We start from the raw sequence: 17815 nt of genomic DNA on the forward strand, positions 1-17815 counted from the left end.
ATTGCCCGTTTTTTGTCATCATAAGGCGGACAAAACCAGCCCCTACCCCAGGAATACCAGACATGATCACTCTATTGTCCCGGCACCGATCCGCCTGCAATTGGCTCGCCCTGATGGCCCTGCCCTTACTGCTGGCGGCCGCGTCCCCGCGCGCCGCTGAGAACGGCTGGCCGCGGCAGGTGGCGGGCGCGCATGGCGCCATTACCCTGGATCACATGCCGCAGCGCATCGTATCCACAAGCGTCACCCTTACCGGCTCGCTATTGGCCATCGGGGCGCCGGTGATAGCCAGCGGCGCCACCACGCCGAATAACCGGGTCGCGGACGAACAGGGCTTTTTTCGCCAGTGGAGCGATGTCGCCCGGCAGCGCGGCGTCAAACGCCTGTACATCGGCGAGCCGGATGCCGAGGCCATCGCCGGCCAGAATCCCGATTTGATTATTATCGCCGCCACCGGCGGCGATTCGGCCCTGCGCCTTTACGATCAGTTGTCGCCGCTGGCGCCGACCCTGGTGGTCAATTATGACGATAAAAGCTGGCAGGACCTGGCCCGGGAGCTGGGACAAGCCACCGGCCATGAAGCGCAGGCCGCGGAGGTCATCGCCCGCTTCGACGCCCGCCGGCAGGCGCTGAAACAGCATCTGGCGCTGCCGCCGCAGCCGGTATCCGCCCTGGTATACCAGCCGGACGGCAAAGCCGCCAACCTGTGGACCGCCGATTCGCCGCAGGGCCAGCTGCTGCGCCAGCTGGGCTTTACGCTGGTCGAACCGCCCGCCACCCCCGTCGGCGGCCGAAGCATGGGCGTGCGCAAGGACATCGTCCAGCTGTCCGGCGAAAACCTGGCCGCCGGCCTGAACGGGCAAACCTTTCTGCTGTTTGCCGGCGATGACGCCAGCGCCCGGTTGCTCTTGGCCAATCCGTTCCTGGCGCATCTGCCGGCGGTGCAAAACCGCCGGGTCTACGCCCTTGGCAACGACACCTTCCGCCTTGATTACTACAGCGCCAGCAATGTGCTGGCCCGCCTGGAACAGCTGTTCGCCAAGCCGTGATCTTTCCCCATCCTGCCGCGTGGCTAACCGCGTCATGCCGCGGCCATTCCCGGCCGGGCGGGGATTCATGGCGGTTATGGCTCACTGCGGCCGGCGGGCGGGATTTCATCCGCCGGCCGGCCCTGATCCCGATGCCGCGCCATATCCACGGCGCGCAGGCCCCGCAGCGCCAGCGCCGGCAGTAGCCCCGCCAGGGCCGCCGCCAGGCCGAACGCCGCGGCGGCCAGCCCCGGCGGCATCAGGGTGCCCAACCCCCCCAATACCAGCGCCCCCAGCGCGTCGCCGGTGACGTTCTGCGCGGTCCACAGGCCGTTGATGCGGCCCAGCAGATGATCCGGCGTCAGCTGTTGTATCAATGCATATTGCAGCAGCGAGTTGATGGCGCTGAAATAACCAAAGCCCGCCAGACACAGCAGCGCCAGCGCGTAGCACGGCATCAGGCTGCATGCCGCGACGCAGATAAACGCCATGACGGCGGTAAGCAGCAGCATTCTTCCCGGCCGCGCCGTGGCGGCGACGCGGCCGCTGGTAAACGCGCCTATCGCCGCGCCCAGGGGCACCGCCGCATACATCAGCCCCAGCCGGGCGGCGTTGATATGCCAGCTTATCGCCAGCGCCGGGTAAAGCACCCGTACCGCGCTTGCCATGGTCAGCAGGGCGCCGATCAGCGCCACCAGGCCGATGGTTTTATGACGAAACAGATAGGCCATGCCGCCGGCCAGCGCGTGCAGCGGGTGTTCCCGGGGCTGGGGAGGCGGCGCCAGCCTGGGCAGGCGCAGCAGCGGCAACAGCGTCAGCAGCGTGCCAAGCGCCGCCAGCCCGTAGTTCCAGGCCACCCCGCCGGAGGCGATGACCAGGCCGCCCGCCGCCGGTGATAAAATGGCGCCGAAGCGCACGGTCAGCATGCTGATGGCGCCCGCCTGCATGACATTTTCCCGCCCGACCAGCGACGGCGTGGCGGCCAGCAGCGCCGTCACCCCCACCGCGCCAAAAAAACCATCCCACACCGCCAGCAGATAAATCGCGAACAGGGACGGTACCGGCAGCAGCGCGTTAAGGCACAGGCCGATAAACCCCACCCCGCAGGTTGCGCGGGCAAACAGGATAAGCCCGCGCCGCTCGCGGCGATCCGCCATCACCCCGCCGGCCAGCAGGCCGACGAACATACCGCCGCCCGCCAGCGTCACCGCCAGCCCGACCTGCAGGGTGGACCCCGTCATGGCCTGTATCTGCACCGGCACCGCCACCGCCAGCATGCCGAGCGCCAGGATGGACAAAAACCGCGCGATAAAAACCGCCCGGAAGGCGGGGTGGGTTTTCAGCAGGCTGATATCGAGTAAATACGAGGGTTTTTGCATAAGACGCTAACTATCCGGGGAATTCGACGCCACTGGGCGCTGCAATCAGGGAAGCAGTCATGCTATCATAAGTTATTGCGAGTAATAACGATAATAAATATCATTATCATATAATTTATGGTTTAGCCTTTTATGCGCCATTATTACGGATTGCTGTTAAGCGGCGTGCTGTTGGCATTATTGATGGCGGCGAGCCTGTTTATCGGCGCCAAAACCATTCCCGCCGACCAGGTATTGCCCGCGCTGACCGGCGCCTGCCGCAGCCCGGATTGTATTATTATCCTCGAGAGCCGCCTGCCGCGCACGCTGGCCGGGCTGCTGGCGGGCATCGCCCTGGGGCTGTCCGGCGCCCTGATGCAAACCCTGACCCGCAATCCGCTGGCCGACCCCGGCATTCTTGGCGTCAACGCCGGCGCGGGGTTCGCCGTGGTGCTGGGCATCACCTTTTTCGGCGCCGCCTCCATCGATCGCTACCTGTGGTTTGCCTTTGCCGGCGCGCTGGCCGCCGCCCTGCTGGTGGCGTTAATCGGCGCGGCAGGCGGCGGGCGGCTGAACCCCATTCGCCTCACCCTGGCGGGCGTGGCGCTGGGCGCGGTGCTGGACGGCATGGCCTCCGGTATTTCCTTGCTCAATCCCCTGGTCTACGACCAATTGCGCTTCTGGCAGGCCGGTTCGCTGGATATCCGCAGCATGGCGGCGGTAAACGCCGTTATCTGGCCTATCGTCCTGGGCACCGGCCTGACGCTTTGGCTAACGCGGGCGCTCAATACCCTGGGCATGGGCAGCGAACTGGCGACGGCGCTGGGCTCGCGGGTGGGCCTGACGCAGCTGCTCGGCCTGGCGGCCATTACCCTGTTATGCGGCGCGGCTACGGCGCTGGCGGGGCCGATAGCCTTTATCGGGCTGATGATGCCGCATATCGCGCGCTGGATAGCCGGCCCGGACCACCGCTGGCTGCTGCCCTGGACGCTGCTGCTTACGCCGCTGCTGCTGCTGGGCAGCGATATGGCGGGCCGGGTGATGGTGCCCGGCGAGCTGCGCGTATCGGTGATAACGGCGCTGCTCGGCGCGCCGGTGCTGATAGCCCTGGTACGCCGCCACCGGATGATAAGCCGGTGATGATGGCGAACCGGCACGCCCGGATCAGGACGTCGCTGACCGTCGGCATCCTGCTGCTTGCCTGCCTTGCGCTGGCGATTTACGCCCTCGGCGCCGGGTCGCTCCCGCTTCCGGCCCGGCAGGTGGTGGACGCCCTGCGCGGCGCGGCGGCGCACAATATCCAGGTTATCGTGACGCAATGGCGGTTGCCCAGGGTGGCGATGGCGTTATTGCTGGGCGCGGCGTTGGGCGCCAGCGGCGCTATTTTCCAGTCGTTGATGCGCAACCCGCTCGGCAGCCCGGATGTCATGGGTTTCAATACCGGCGCGCACAGCGCCGTATTGATAGCGATAGTGCTGTTCAACAGCAGCTATCTGGGCATAACCGGCGCGGCCCTTGCCGGCGGCCTGCTGACCGCCGCCGTAGTCTACCTGCTGGCCTGGCGCAACGGCATCCAGACCTTCCGGCTCATTATCGTCGGCATTGCCGTTCGCGCCCTGCTGGTATCGCTTAACACCTGGCTGGTGGTCAGCGCCTCGCTGGAATCCGCCCTGACCGCCGGGCTATGGAGCGCCGGATCGCTTAACGGCATGACCTGGGCGAAATGCCCGCCGGTGGCCGTGCCGATTGTCCTGGCCTTTGCCCTGGCCCTGGCTTTGTCGCGGCGCATGCGCCTGTTGGAAATGGGCGATGACGCCGCCTGCGCGCTCGGCGTGCCGGTGGAAAGATCGCGACTAGGATTGATGCTGGCGGGCGTGGCCCTGACCGCCGCCGCCACGGCCGCCGCCGGCCCCATTTCCTTTATCGCCCTGGTGGCGCCGCAGATTTCACGCCGCCTGGCGGGCAGCCAAACCCTGGCGATCCCCCTGGCGGCCCTGACCGGCGCGCTGCTGTTGCTGGCGGCCGACCTCGCCGCACAGCGTATGTTTACGCCTTATCAGCTTCCGGTCGGGGTGGTTACCGTCAGCATCGGCGGCCTCTATCTGATCGGCTTATTAATCCGGGAGTCGCGAAAAAAATGAGCGCCCTTACCCCGTCGTCCAGCCGCCTGCGGGCGGAAAATCTTACGCTCGCCTATGATAAAAAAGTGATTGCCCGCGATCTGTCCATCACCATCCCCGATGGTGAACTGACGGTGATCATCGGCCCCAACGCCTGCGGCAAATCGACGTTGCTGCGCACGCTCAGCCGCCTGATGCGGCCAGGCGAGGGCACCGTATGGCTGGACGGCCGGGAGATCGGCGCCTACGCCACCAAGGAGGTGGCGCGGCGCCTGGGATTGTTGCCGCAAAGCTCCAGCGCGCCCGGGGATATCACGGTGGGCGATCTGGTGGCGCGCGGACGCTACCCGCATCAATCGCTATTAAGCCGCTGGAGCGGGCGCGATGAACAAGCGGTGCAGGAAGCGATGCGCGCCACCGGCGTCGCCGGGCTGGCGGAACGGCCGGTGGATACCCTGTCCGGCGGCCAGCGGCAGCGGGTCTGGATCGCCATGGTGCTGGCGCAGCAAACGCCGCTGCTGCTGCTGGACGAACCCACCACCTGGCTGGATATCGCCCATCAAATAGATCTGCTGGAGCTGATGCGCGAGCTGCACCGCGCCGGCCATACGCTGGTGGTGGTGCTGCACGATCTTAATCACGCCTGCCGCTACGCCACCCATCTGGTGGCGATGCGCGACGGGCGTATCCTGGCCCAGGGGGCGCCCGTGGACATCGTCACCGCCGAACTGGTGGAGGCGGTATTCGGCCTGCGCTGCATGATCATCGACGATCCGGTCTCCCATACGCCGATGATCGTGCCGCTGGGCCGGGGCTGACGCCTACAGTTCCCTGAGCGCCTGGTTAAGCAAGGGTCCGAGCACCTGGAACGACGCGGGCGAAATAATATCCACATGGGCGCAGTCCAGTTCGTGCACGCGCAGCCGGTCCACATAATCTGACCAGGTCCGGCGCACGTCCATAGCGGCGGGCAGCGTGCGCCGGGCCACGAACAGCGTGGCTTCTCCGGCAAAATACGCGCTGCGGCTGGCCGCCAGCAGGCGTACCGAATCCGCATAGTTGCCCTCGATGGCATCGAACAGCCGCCGCTGTTCGTCCCCCGCCGGCTCCGCAATACCCTGTTGCGCGGCGATGAACTGCTCGCGCTCGCGCCGTACTTCCTCCAGCACTTCGGGGTCCAGCACATGTTTACCCTGCACCGCGTCCCAATTGCGCGTCTCCGGCGGGTAGGTATCGAGCAGGCCGAGAAACGCCACCGTTTCCCCCGCCGCGCGTAAACGGGCGGCAATGCCCTGCGCCAGCGTGCCGCCCAGCGAATAGCCGATAAAATGATAAGGGCCGTGCGGCTGTATGCCGCGCACCGTCAGCAGATGCGCGTCGCACACCTGCTCCAGCGTGCCGTACCGCTGCAGCGGACCGTCCGGACGCGGCGATTGGATACCCACCAGCGGCCAGCGCGGATCGATATAGCGCCGCAGCACGCTGAACTGCCAGGCGAAACCGGAGGCGGGATGAAAGCAAAACAGCGGCGGGCCCTCGCCCTGGCGCAGCGGCAGGACCGCGTCCAGTCCGGAACGCCGGATAGCATCGCCGGGGTCGTTATCCACCTCATCATCAAACAGCGCGGCCAAGCGCGCCACCGTCGAGGCCACCATCACCTGTCCGACGGTTACCGGCTTACCCACGTCGCGGCGCAGCTCCGCCGCCAGCCGCATCGCCAGCAGGGAATGGCCGCCAAGGGCAAAAAAGTCATCATCGACGGACCCGATCTCCTGTTGCAACAGTTGCGCAAACAGCGCGGCTACCCGCCGCTCGATGGCGGTTTGCGGCGCTCGCCCCCGTGTCGCCCGACGCGACTGGGGTAACGGCAGCGCCTTGCGATCCAGTTTACCGTTGGCGCTGAGCGGCAGGGCCGGAAGTTCGACCAGCGCCACCGGCACCATATGCGCCGGCAGCCGTTCGGCCAGGGCGTCGCGCAGCGCCTCGGGGTGCAGCTTTTCACCCGGCTGCGCCACCAGATAGCCGACCAGTTGCCGCGCATCGCCGCCGATGCCGCCATCAGGCGCGGCGCCCAATACCCGGGCATGGGTCACCGCCTGGCGCACGCCCGGCAATAACAGCAGCGCATGATCGATTTCACTTAACTCCACCCGCTGCCCGCGGATTTTAAGCTGATCATCGCTGCGGCCCAGGTACTCCACCGCGCCGTCGTCCAGCCAGCGGGCAACATCGCCGGTGCGGTACATCCGCCCGCCGTCGCCGTCGGGATCGGCCACGAACCGGCTGGCGGTCAGCTCCGGGCGCGCCAGGTAACCCTGGGCCAGTTGAACGCCGGTCAGGTAAAGATCGCCCGCAACGCCCGGCGGCACCGGCCGCAGCCGCCCGTCAAGAATGCGCAGGCCGGTATTCCATACCGGGAAGCCGATCGGCACATGCGCCCCGCGCACCGCCGCCAGCGTCTCGCCGTGGGCCGGGTACCAGCTGACGTCCACCGCGGCCTCGGTGGGGCCGTAGAGGTTATGCAGCTCCACCCCGGTGCGCCGCTGCCACAGGCGCGACAGTTCGGCGGGCAACGCCTCGCCGCTGCAAAATACCCGCCGCAGGGTGGCGCAGCAGGCGATGGCGCCGTCATCGGCAAGTGAGGCGACAAACGCCGCCAGCATCGAGGGGACGAAATGCAGGGTGGTAACGCGGTAATCGGCGATAAGCTGCAGCAACACCTGCGGATCGCGGTGGGCGTCCGGCGGCGCCATGACCAGCCGCGCGCCGTTGATAAGCGGCCAGAAAAATTCCCACACCGATACGTCAAAGCTACAGGGGGTTTTTTGCAGCACCGCGTCATCCGCGCTCAGCGGATAGCGATCCTGCATCCACAGCAGCCGGTTGACGATGGCGTCATGGGCCACCACCACGCCTTTCGGCCGTCCGGTCGACCCGGAGGTATAGATAATATAAGCGGGATGATGGGCCGACGGCCGGGGGAAATCCCGCGGCAGCCGCGGGTCCGCTGTCAACGGCGCCTCATACAGCAACAGATCGCCGCGGCCGTCGAACCGCGCGGCCTGTCCGGCGCAGGTGATAATCAGCCGCGGCCGCGCATCGTCCAGCATCAGTTGCAGCCGCTCGTCCGGATAACCGGTGTCCAGCGGCAGGTAGGCGGCGCCCACCTCGATAACCGCCATCAGCGCCAGCGTCAGGAATACCGAGCGCGGGAGCGCGACGGCGACGATATCGCCCGGGCGTACCCCCTGCGCCGCCAGCCGTTGCGCCAGCGCCAGCACCTGCCCGCGGGTTTCGCCGTAGGTCAGGCGGCGCCGCGCATCCGCCAGCGCCACGGCCTGGGGCGTGCGCAACGCCTGGCGTGCCAGCAGGGTGGCGAGCGTATCCGGCGCCAGCGTTTTACCGGTATCATTGATGCGCGCCAGCAGCGCGCGGTCGGCCTCGCCCAGCAAATCGGCCTGGCCGCATGGCAGCGCGGGATCGGCGGCAAACTGGAGCAGCAGCAGCGGCAGGCGCCGGGCATGGCCGGCCAGCTCGCCGGCGGTATACCGCTCGGCGTTGGCCACCAGTTCCACCGCTACCGTTTCTTCCCCAAGATAGAGCGCGATTTCCAGATCGCGCACCGGCCCGGAAGCCAGCGCGTGCGTCACGCCCTCCACCCCGGCGAAATCAAGCTGGAAGTCGAACATCTTCAGATTAAATACCGGGCCGAACAGCGGTTGTTCATCCCCTGTGCGGCCCAGGTCGCGCAGTACCTGTTCCGCATCATAACGCTGATGGCGGCGCAGGCTCTTGAGCTCGCCGGACAGGGCGGCGGCCAAGGCGCCCAGCGTCTGCCCCGGGCCGACGGTCACGGCCAGCGGCAGGACATTGATCACCGGACCGGTGGCATCCAGGGCGGCCGAGGCCATACGGCGCATAAAGATAAAACCGGCGGCATAGGACGGTTGCCCGCACAGCCGGGCAAACCATAACGCCACCAGCGCCAGGGCCAGATCGGCGATGCCCGGCGCGCGCTCCTCCCCCGTGACCAGGCCGGCGAACAGCCGGCTATCGAGATCAAGCGCATAACGCAGCACATGGGTGGTGGCGGCCTGGCCGGACAACGGTTTGAGCGACAGCGTGCCCGGCGCCGGCAGTCGGCCGGTTTTTTCGCGCCAGAAAGCGGCGTCGCGGCGCCAGGCATCCGACTGATAATACGCCTGATATTCCTCCACCACCCCCTGAAAGGGGGTAAAAGGCGACGGCGGCGGCGTTTCCCGGCGCATGAAGGCGCTATACAGCACGGCGATGCGGCGGGTGATGGCGGTAAAACTAAAGCCGTCGACGATCAGATGATGATAGCGCTGATACCAAAACCAGCGATCGCGGGCCACGCGAATCAGCAGATGCCGGTACAACGGTTTGCCGCTCAGCACCCGCAGATCTCCCGCCAGATCCTGCTGCATCAGCGCCAGCGCGGCGTTCCGGGCGTCGCCGGCGGCGCTGAGATCCACGCAATCGGGACGGTCAAAGGTCAGATCGCCGTCAACCCATTGCACCGCAATGCCGTCACGCTCGGCAAAACGCATGCGCAGGGTGTCGGCTTCGCCCATGCCCTGGTCGATGGCGCGCAGCAGGCAGCCTTCATCGATATCGCCCTTAACCTCGATATAGTGCGCCACCGCATAGGCGTTGGGCTGCGCGGAAAGTTGGTCTGCCACCCAGATACCGGGCTGCGCCGCCACCAGCGGCAGTTCGGCCGGCTGTCCATCGGCGCCGGTTGGCAAGGATATTTCTGACACGGCGGTAACTCCTTAAAAACGATGGGTTGCGCTGCTTATGCCCCGCGCAGCGCGGCGGGACGCATATCGGTCCAGTGGGTTTCCAGCCACCGGCCGCATTCCGGGCGCGGCGCCGGGCCAAAAACCGGCGTCCATCCGGCGGGCACCGGGCTGAAATCCGGCCAGAGGCTGTATTGGGCCTGGCGGTTTTGCAAAACCAGACAAATCTGTTGCGGATCGTCGAAGGGGTTGGGGTGTTCCAAAACGCACTCCTTATTTTGTGGCGATAGCGCCAATGACGGGGATTGCCCGGGGCGAAAATAGCCAGGCCGGGCATGGACGCGGGAAGCGCCGGCCAGGGGCGCTAGCGGCCGGGCGACCAGAGCGCGGCCAGCCCGTCCAGCAGGCCGCCGCGCCAGCACAGCGCGTCATGGCCGCCGTCCACCACCCGGTAATCAACCCGGTGCCCTTGCCGGCGCAGGAGTTCCACCACCCGGTCGTTTACCTGGTGAATAAGCCGCTCCCGGTTGCCGGCCTCGATAAAGACCTTAAGCGCCAGTCCGTCGCCCAGGCCCCGCCCGATCTGCGCCGGCAGCCCACGGTCATCGCCGGAGGCGTCCCGCGCCTGTGCCGCATCCCGGTCGGGCCACCAGAACGAACCGGACTGGCTGAGCACGCAGCCAAAATGCCCGGGCCAGTTTAAGGCGGCATACAGGGCGGACAGGCCGCCATAGCTTTGCCCCGCCACCACCGTCGTCGCCGGATCGGCGCGGTACGGCGCCCAGGCTGCCAGCTGCGGCAGCAGTTCTTCCCGTACCGCCCGCCAGAATTCAGGGTTGCAGGTTAATTCACGCCCGCGCCGTGGGCTATCGATGGCGTCAATCAATACATAGACCGCCTCGGGCAGGACCCCGGCGCGCGTCATATGCAGCAACGGCGACCAGACCGGCATCTGCCGCGCCCAGAACTGCCCGTCCAGCAGGATGGCCAGCGGACGCCCGGGCGCATGCCGGCGTCCGCTGGTGAATACCCAGATATCGCGGCTGTTGCCCAGGCGTTCGCTATGCCAGCGATGGCGCTCCAGCCCCGCGGGCGACGGCAGCGGCGGCAGGGTGCGCCCGGCCACCGGGCCAAGCCTGTCGTACTCGTTCCAGGCCGTCTGCGGGGGCGCCAGCGGCATATGCAGCGCGGAAACCGGATGGCCGCGTCCGTTGGTCCAGGCGCGCAGCGGATTAAGCCGGTCGGCGACCGCGCCGGAAAATAAACCACGCCAGGCGTTACGCAGCGCGGCGCGGTCCATGGGCGCCGCCGCCGCGCCGAACGCCCCGTCGTCCCGGCATGGGATAAAGCAATAACTGCCGCGCCACCGCGCGCCGAGACTGGTTTGCCAATACCAGACATCCGTGCCGGCAATACGCTCCAGGCTTTGCGGACCGGTATCGCTATGGTGGTCGGTCACGCCGCTGATGTTAATCCATACCCGGCGGATAGGGGACGCGCGCTCGTCGCCCCCGGGGTCGCGCCACAGGAATATCACGCCGCACTGCCCGGACGCACCGGCCTCCACCCAGGGCGCGCCCTGGCGTTCCACCTCCCGCCACCAGTCGTCGCCGCCCACATCGGCGCGGGCCAACATCATTTTTTTCACCGGGCGCGATTCCTTATGTAAACCGTGAATGTAGACGTTTTAATCTAAAACGTAAACTAAATACTATTGATAATTATTTCTATTTGCAATAGTGTGTAAAAGTTCCATTAAGGGTCGGTTTTATTTGTCAATGGCGTGGCCGAACGAGGGAATAACGTAATGTTAACAGCGATTTAACATTGCGTGCTAGCCGCCGGCAGTTGCTGAAAAAACTGCTTATTTTATCCAATTTATAACATAGCAGGCCGTCCATACTGCTGGCTTTCGCCGGAGCAGTCACGGGATCGGCTACAGATCAGGGAACATATGCATACCACATTCTCAGGTTACTCCTTAGCGACCCTAATCAGTCTGGGTCTGGGAACTCTGGCGCTTCCTTTGGCCGCGCCTGCGGCCGACAGCACGACCACAGCACCGGTATCAACCTCCGCGACGACGGACGACGCCACGGCAACCAGCGGCGGCAAAAGCGCGGCGGGCGATACCATCGTCGTCACCGCGGCAAAGCAAAATCTCCAGGCGCCTGGCGTATCCACCATCAGCGCCGATGAAATCAGGAAACGGCCGCCCGCCCGCGATGTGTCGGAAATCATCCGCACCATGCCCGGCGTCAACCTGACCGGCAATTCCACCAGCGGCCAGCGCGGCAACAACCGCCAAATCGATATCCGCGGCATGGGGCCGGAAAATACCCTGATCCTGATTGATGGCCTGCCGGTCAGCAGCCGCAACTCGGTGCGCCAGGGCTGGCGCGGCGAGCGCGACACCCGGGGCGATACCGCCTGGGTGCCGCCGGAAATGATCGATCATATCGAGGTGATCCGCGGACCGGCGGCGGCGCGCTACGGCAACGGCGCCGCCGGCGGCGTGGTGAATATTATTACCAAAAAAGACACCCGCGATTGGCATGGTTCATGGAATACCTACCTGAATATGCCGCAGCATGACGACGAAGGCGCGACCAAACGCACCAACTTCAGCCTGTCCGGGCCGCTGAGCGACGCGTTCAGCTTCCGCCTGACCGGCGGCTACAGCAAAACCCAGGCCGACGCCCAGGATATTAACGACGGTCATCAGTCCCTGCGCACCGGCACCTATGCCGATACTGTCCCGGCCGGACGCGAAGGGGTCAGGGACAAAAATATCGATGCCCTCCTGCACTGGGATTTGGCGCCGATGCAAAGCCTGGAATATGAAACCACCTACAGCCGCCAGGGCAATATCTACGCCGGCGATACCCAGAACACCAATACCAGCCAGTTGGTGCAGGACAACTACGGCCATGAAACCAACCGTATCTATCGCCAGACCCATGCCCTGACCTGGCGCGGCGCCTGGGACAGCGGCGTCAGCACCCTTAATTACCTGCAATATGAGCGCACAAAAAATACCCGCCTGGACGAGGGGCTGGCCGGCGGCACGGAGGGGATTTTCGCCAGCAATGATTTTTCCACCATCCAGCTGGACAGCGTGCTGGCGCATACCGAACTCAGCGTGCCGTTTGAGCTGGGGGTCAACCAGACCCTCACGGCCGGCAGCGAGTGGAACCAGCAGAAAATGAAGGATCCGGCGTCGAATACCCAGACCCTCCTGGGCGGCGCTATCCCGGGCGTGGCCAGCACCGGACGCAGCCCCTACTCCTCGGCCGATATTTTCTCGCTGTTCGCCGAGGATAATATGGAACTGACCGACAGCACCATGCTGGTGCCGGGGCTGCGCTTCGACCACCATTCCATCGTCGGCGACAACTGGAGTCCTTCGCTTAACCTCTCGCAGGGGCTGGGACAGGATTTCACCCTGAAAATGGGCATCGCCCGCGCCTATAAAGCGCCGAGCCTGTTCCAGACCAACCCCAACTACCTGCTCTATAGCCGCGGCCAGGGCTGTGCCGCCAGCACCGGCGGGTGTTATCTGCTGGGTAATGATGATCTCAAGGCGGAAACCAGCATCAACAAAGAAATCGGGCTGGAATTTAAACGCGACGGCTACCAGGCGGGCGTGACCTATTTCCGCAATGACTACCGCGATAAAATCGAGGCGGGTTATGTGCCGACCGGCGTCTCGACCAACGGCGCGTCCGATATCTATCGCTGGGAAAACGTACCCAAGGCGGTGGTGCAGGGATTGGAAGGTACGCTGAATATCCCGGTTAGCGAAACGGTTTCCTGGAATAACAATGTTACCTATATCATTGAAAGCAAAAATAAAGAGACCGGGGACTACCTGTCGATCATTCCGGAATATACGCTGAATTCCACCCTGAGCTGGCAGGCGCGCCAGGATCTGTCGCTACAGTCCACCCTTTCATGGTATGGACGCCAGAAACCGAAAAAATACAACTACAAGGGCGAACGCGTTACCGGCAGCGAAACCAATGAGGTCAGTCCTTACGCCATTGTCGGCCTGAGCGGCACCTACGATATCAACAAATACGCCAGCCTGACCCTGGGCATCGACAACGTCTTCGACAAGCGCCAGTTCCGCGCCGGTAACGCCCAGACCACCGGCAACGCCGCCACCAACGCTTATATGTACGGCGCCGGCGCCGCCACCTACAACGAACCGGGCAGGACCTTCTACCTTGGCCTTAACACCCACTTCTGAAGCCGTCGCCGGTAGCGGGGGAAAGGGTGTGCCGCTGGTATGTTGGGTTTGTTGACAACGGAGGGGCGCTGGCGGCGAGAGGTATGGCAGGCCGGAGAGGGTTTCGCTTGCTGTGTGCGGGGTAGGCTTATGTTGCCGTGGCCGGAGGAGGCTTATGTTGCCGTGGCGGAGGTTTCGCTTGCCGTGTGCGGGTAGGCTTATGCTGCCGTGGCGGAGGTTTCGCTTGCCGTGCGTTCGGTGGTGATATGTATTGCCGGGTGCCGGCAAGCGACAAAGAGGCCGTACCGCGACGGCCTCCTTGACCTCCGCGCGTCCGACAGATCGTGCGCCGCTGCGCGGTGCCCGGCATCACCCATCCCGGCTTGTGGACCGCCCGGTATGCGCTCCAGGCGCAATCCGGGCTTTCGCCGCTCCCGGCGGCTCATCCAGCCGTGACGTGCGCCGCCGGCGCACTCTATGCCGGCACCACGTCAACACCATCGCCTGCCAGCAAAACAGCGTTTTGGGGTCCTTAGCGGTATGCGCTTACCGGGAAAAGTCTCAGTATTCATTTTGCGCTAATGTTTACAGCCTGATGGCTAATGGCTGAAAGCGTAATGCTTACTGTTAAAACTCAAAACTGAATGATGAATGCCTTACTGCCTTACTGCATGACTGCATGACTGTATGCCTGCATGACTGTATGCCTGATTTTCGCTGTGCCAACGGTTTTCCATACGTGTTGCATTCCATAACCGTCAATCCTATGCCGACGCCAGCCCCCATCCAAAACAACAGCGCCGCTATCGCTTCATAACATGCAGTACGAACAGCGACATATGGACCGGCATAAAGCGCGCTGACGGCGCCTGTGACCCCGGCATGAGCCGCCGGGAGCGGCGAAAGGCCCGGTAGCGCCGGGAGCGCATACCGGGCCGGTGCATCACGGGGGCATGGGCGGCGGAAGGCATCGCGCAGCGACGCGCGACCTGCCGGGCGCGCGGAGGTCAAGGAGGCCGTCGCGGTACGGCCTCCTTGTCGCTTGCCGGCGCCAGGCAATACATATAACCACCGGACGCACGGCAAGCGAAACCTCTGCCGCAGCAACATAAGCCTACCCGCAAACGAAACTCTCGCCGACGCAGCATAAGCCTCCCCCGCAAGCGAACCTTCCGCAGCGGCAGTATAAGCCTCCCCCGCACACGGCAAGCGACCCCCCCCGACGCAACATTCAGCTGACCGCAAACAAAACCTTTGCCCACCGGGCTCAAGCCGCCACGAGGCCGCTGTAATACCGCCCCCTTTACCCATCACGCCCGAACGAAAACAAGCGCCGGCGCCGTCAACAGCCCGGACGCGTAATCGATACGCGCCTTATACCGCATAACCGATCATCGTCAGCATCTTTTTCACCTGCTGCACCGCGTCCTGCCGCTGCCCCACCCCCAGCTTCTGGTAAAGATTACGAATATGGGTTTTGATGGTGGTCGACGCCACGTCCAGCTCGCCGGCAATCTGGTTGTTACTGTAACCCGAATAAATCAGCCCCAGCACCTGCCACTCCCGCTGGGTCAGCGGACTGATGCGAATCAACTCGGGCACCTGCGGATGATGCAGCAATTGCTGGACAAAATCTTCGTCGAAATGGGCGAACTTATGGCGATGATGGGCATTAATATCGCGCAAAATGCGCCGGGTCCGCTGTTGTTCCAGCTCCGGCAGCACGCCGAGCTGCAGCAGTTGCCGCAGCTGCATCGCCATCGTTTCGCCTTCAATAACAAAATGGCTGATAAAACCGGTGCGATTGGCTAACGACAACGCCTCCATCAGCACCCGCTGGGCATCGTTCTTGCGCCCGGTGCGCCAATAAATAAGATTATTAAGCAACAGGTTACGGTTAAGATCGCTCACCAAATGCAGTTGTCGGGCATTATCATTAAGCTCGTCCAGCACCACTTCCGCCTCGTCGAACTGGCCGAGCAGAATCTGGGCGCGGGCAATATTACGCCACTGCCCCTGCAAAAAATGGTTATCGACGTTATCCGGTTTCACCGTCTGGTCCAGCCACCTCGCGGCGGCATCGACATCCCCGGTCAGTTGCCAGAACAGCACCCGCGGCTTATCGGCATTGGTCACCCAATCGCTATGGTATTGCGCGCCGCTTATCAGGTTCTCGCAACGGTGCAGATGGCTGCGGGCATTATCGAAATCGCCGCGCGCCAGCGCGATTTTGGCCAGCATCGCCAGGCACTGCAGCTGCTGCTGCGGTTCGGCGCTTTCCAGCACCTTCAGCCCGGCGCTGGCGGCCTGTTCGGCCTCGTCCAGGCGCGCCCAGGACCACAGCAGCTGCGCGCGCAGACGCAGCAGGAACTCATGCATCGGCAATTGTTCCAGATGCTGCTCGCCCACCAGTTCGAACGCCTTATCCTGTATTTCATACGCCGCCTGCAAATACCCCTGCGCTATCAGGATTTCGCTTTGCTGCAGCAAGGCCCACAAGGCGTAGTGATACACCCCATGCCGGCGGGCCATCCGATCGGTCTGCTGCATCATGCTCAAGGCTTTGACCAACTGTCCCTGGCAATGGGCGACTTCGCCGGTCACCGACGTGGCGACAATACGGCCGTAATAATTAAACTGCGGCAAAAACCGTAGCGCTTCGGCCGCCAGGGATTCCGCTTCAAGGGGCTTGCCGGTATTTATCGCCACCTGCGCCAGCAGGGCGTTAAACTCCGCCACCAGCCAGGGGGCAAGATCGAGTTTGCGCCGCGCCATCTCCGCTTTGTCATGGGCCAGCAGGCTCGCCACCTCGGCGCTCCGGTGCTGGCCCTGGGCCAGCCAGCCCTTGAGCAACACCAGCCTGGGCCGCAGGATCAGCACGTCGTAGGGCAAATGCTTCAGGCAACGGTCCAGCAACGCCAGCTCACCATGGTTAAATAACGTCCAGCCGCTATCAAGCAGTATCCGGCACATCATACCCACATCATTCGCCGCCATCGCGTGGTGGATGGCTTCGGCGGGATAGCCCTGCGCCAGCCAGCCCTCGGCGGCGGCGCAATGGATCTCGGGCAGCTCGGCCGCCAGTTCCCACTGGCAGCGCTGGCGCAGGAAACTGGCGAATAACGGATGAAAACGAAACCATTCGCCGCTGTCGTCCATACGCTGGATAAACAGCCCCTGGTGTTCGGTCTGCTCCAGCCGCTGCTGGCCGTTTCCCTCGCCCATCAGCCGGTCAATCAGCGCATCGTTCATCGAGCGCAGCAGCGAACAGCGCAGCAGGAAACGACGGGTGGCGCCATCGACCCGATCGAGCACCTCATCCACCAGGTAATCGGACAAATGACCGGCATTAATGCCCGACAGCCGCCGGGCGGTTTTGCTGGCCGGGGTATCGGACTGGCGGGAAGACAGCACAATCAGCTGCAGCGCCGTCGCCCAGCCCGCGACCTCGTCGCACAGCCGGTTGCTGTCCTGGGCTGCGATGGGCATATCCAGGCGTCCTGCGAAAAACTGCCTGGCCTCCTCATGGGTAAAGGCCAACTGCTGGCTGCCGATTTCCAACAGTTGATCGCGCACCCGCAGATTGGCGATGCCCAGCGACGGCAGGTTGCGCGACAGCAGAACCAGCTTGAGGCTATCCGGCTGCTGGCGCAGCAGGCCGCGCATGGCGTCATGGATAACCGTATTGGTGATCAGATGGTAATCGTCGATGACCAGGAAAAGCGGCGTGGTCCAGTCGGCCAGATCCACCGACAGCTGGGCAAACAAGGTTCCCAGGCTGGCATACTGATGCTTCTGCGCCAGCGCTTCGCTGCGCAGGCAATGGCCGCCCGTCGCCTGCTGGATCGCCGCCACCAGGTAATTGGCAAAGATCTCCGGTTCATTATCGCTATCGTCAAGGGAATACCAGCCCAGATCCTGCCTCGCCGCCGCCCACTGCGCAATAAGCGTCGTTTTGCCGTAACCGGCGGGGCTGGTAATCAGCGCCAGGCGATAGTTCGCCGCGCTATCCAGCCGGTCCAGCAAACGCTGGCGCGGCACGGCACTTTGCAGCCTCACTGGCCGTCTCAGTTTTGATGGGATTAGCATTGTTTTTATTTCCCCAGGGGTACACGGCAATGTGCTAAAACTAACTGTTAACCATTGTAATTATAATGTAAATAATTATTACCTAAGGTTATCCATATCCCATTTTAGTAAATTGCGCCCTATCACAATTTTAACTCAGCCTTGGCGCTCCTCCCCTTTTAACCCGCCGCCGGGAGGATGAAAAACGCCCCATGCCGCGTCATGATGGCCGGTGGCGGCAAACGGG

At 64.0% G+C, this 17815-nt stretch carries 10 protein-coding genes; 5 read left to right on the forward strand and 5 right to left on the reverse strand.

Annotated elements, in window-relative coordinates:
• Window positions 1-113: 113 nt before the first annotated feature.
• Entirely contained in the window at window positions 114-1049 is a 936-nt protein-coding gene (gene fepB / locus ACL2XM_RS19045) for a Fe2+-enterobactin ABC transporter substrate-binding protein (RefSeq protein ID WP_413733239.1), read from the forward strand.
• A 74-nt stretch (window positions 1050-1123) separates the two neighbouring features.
• Here the strand turns inward: fepB and entS are convergent, their stop codons facing one another.
• Entirely contained in the window at window positions 1124-2407 is a 1284-nt protein-coding gene (entS, locus tag ACL2XM_RS19050; protein ID WP_413728972.1) for an enterobactin transporter EntS, read from the reverse strand.
• A gap of 132 nt (window positions 2408-2539) precedes the next feature.
• On the opposite strand from entS, the gene fepD reads away from it, so the two are divergent.
• The 3 genes from fepD to ACL2XM_RS19065 are packed head-to-tail and all read left to right on the forward strand — an operon-like array spanning window position 2540 to window position 5324.
• Window positions 2540-3526, forward strand: coding sequence for a Fe(3+)-siderophore ABC transporter permease (gene fepD / locus ACL2XM_RS19055; protein ID WP_410012402.1), 987 nt, complete (start codon window positions 2540-2542; stop codon window positions 3524-3526).
• Window positions 3526-4527 carry an iron-enterobactin ABC transporter permease gene (gene fepG / locus ACL2XM_RS19060; protein ID WP_413733240.1) on the forward strand — a complete coding sequence of 334 codons (1002 nt, stop codon included), beginning with the start codon at window positions 3526-3528 and terminating at the stop codon, window positions 4525-4527. The genes fepD and fepG overlap by 1 nt, the downstream gene beginning before the upstream one ends.
• On the forward strand, window positions 4524-5324 hold the full coding sequence (locus ACL2XM_RS19065) for an ATP-binding cassette domain-containing protein (protein ID WP_413721974.1): 801 nt from the start codon (window positions 4524-4526) through the stop codon (window positions 5322-5324). Before fepG ends, ACL2XM_RS19065 begins: the two co-directional genes overlap by 4 nt.
• A gap of 3 nt (window positions 5325-5327) precedes the next feature.
• Here ACL2XM_RS19065 and ACL2XM_RS19070 read toward each other — a convergent pair whose 3' ends face one another.
• From ACL2XM_RS19070 to fes, 3 genes are all read right to left on the reverse strand, one after another.
• On the reverse strand, window positions 5328-9290 hold the full coding sequence (locus ACL2XM_RS19070) for an enterobactin synthase subunit F (RefSeq protein ID WP_413731400.1): 3963 nt from the start codon (window positions 9288-9290) through the stop codon (window positions 5328-5330).
• A gap of 35 nt (window positions 9291-9325) precedes the next feature.
• On the reverse strand, window positions 9326-9532 hold the full coding sequence (locus ACL2XM_RS19075) for an MbtH family protein (protein ID WP_410012406.1): 207 nt from the start codon (window positions 9530-9532) through the stop codon (window positions 9326-9328).
• A gap of 101 nt (window positions 9533-9633) precedes the next feature.
• Window positions 9634-10908: an enterochelin esterase gene (gene fes, locus ACL2XM_RS19080; RefSeq protein ID WP_413733241.1), complete on the reverse strand. Its 1275-nt coding sequence runs from the start codon at window positions 10906-10908 to the stop codon at window positions 9634-9636.
• Window positions 10909-11223: 315 nt separating this feature from the next.
• Between fes and ACL2XM_RS19085 the strand changes: the two genes are divergently transcribed.
• Window positions 11224-13521 carry a TonB-dependent siderophore receptor gene (locus ACL2XM_RS19085; RefSeq protein ID WP_410012407.1) on the forward strand — a complete coding sequence of 766 codons (2298 nt, stop codon included), beginning with the start codon at window positions 11224-11226 and terminating at the stop codon, window positions 13519-13521.
• Window positions 13522-14874: 1353 nt separating this feature from the next.
• Here the strand turns inward: ACL2XM_RS19085 and malT are convergent.
• A complete protein-coding gene (malT, locus tag ACL2XM_RS19090) occupies window positions 14875-17589 on the reverse strand; it encodes an HTH-type transcriptional regulator MalT (protein ID WP_410012408.1) in 2715 nt (904 codons plus the stop codon).
• Window positions 17590-17815 lie beyond the last annotated feature (226 nt).

Source organism: Sodalis sp. RH20 (assembly GCF_047324205.1).
In the GTDB taxonomy this organism is placed as follows: Bacteria; Pseudomonadota; Gammaproteobacteria; order Enterobacterales; family Enterobacteriaceae; genus Acerihabitans.

Bases quoted from the DNA above. Each gene is read 5' to 3' on its own strand.
- fepB (WP_413733239.1), top strand. From the start codon at position 114: ATGGCCCTGCCCTTACTGCTGGCGGCCGCGTCCCCGCGCGCCGCTGAG.
- fes (WP_413733241.1), bottom strand. From the start codon at position 10,908: ATGATGTTGGCCCGCGCCGATGTGGGCGGCGACGACTGGTGGCGGGAG.
- ACL2XM_RS19085 (WP_410012407.1), top strand. From the start codon at position 11,224: ATGCATACCACATTCTCAGGTTACTCCTTAGCGACCCTAATCAGTCTG.
- fepD (WP_410012402.1), top strand. From the start codon at position 2,540: ATGCGCCATTATTACGGATTGCTGTTAAGCGGCGTGCTGTTGGCATTA.
- malT (WP_410012408.1), bottom strand. From the start codon at position 17,589: ATGCTAATCCCATCAAAACTGAGACGGCCAGTGAGGCTGCAAAGTGCC.
- ACL2XM_RS19065 (WP_413721974.1), top strand. From the start codon at position 4,524: ATGAGCGCCCTTACCCCGTCGTCCAGCCGCCTGCGGGCGGAAAATCTT.
- fepG (WP_413733240.1), top strand. From the start codon at position 3,526: ATGATGGCGAACCGGCACGCCCGGATCAGGACGTCGCTGACCGTCGGC.
- entS (WP_413728972.1), bottom strand. From the start codon at position 2,407: ATGCAAAAACCCTCGTATTTACTCGATATCAGCCTGCTGAAAACCCAC.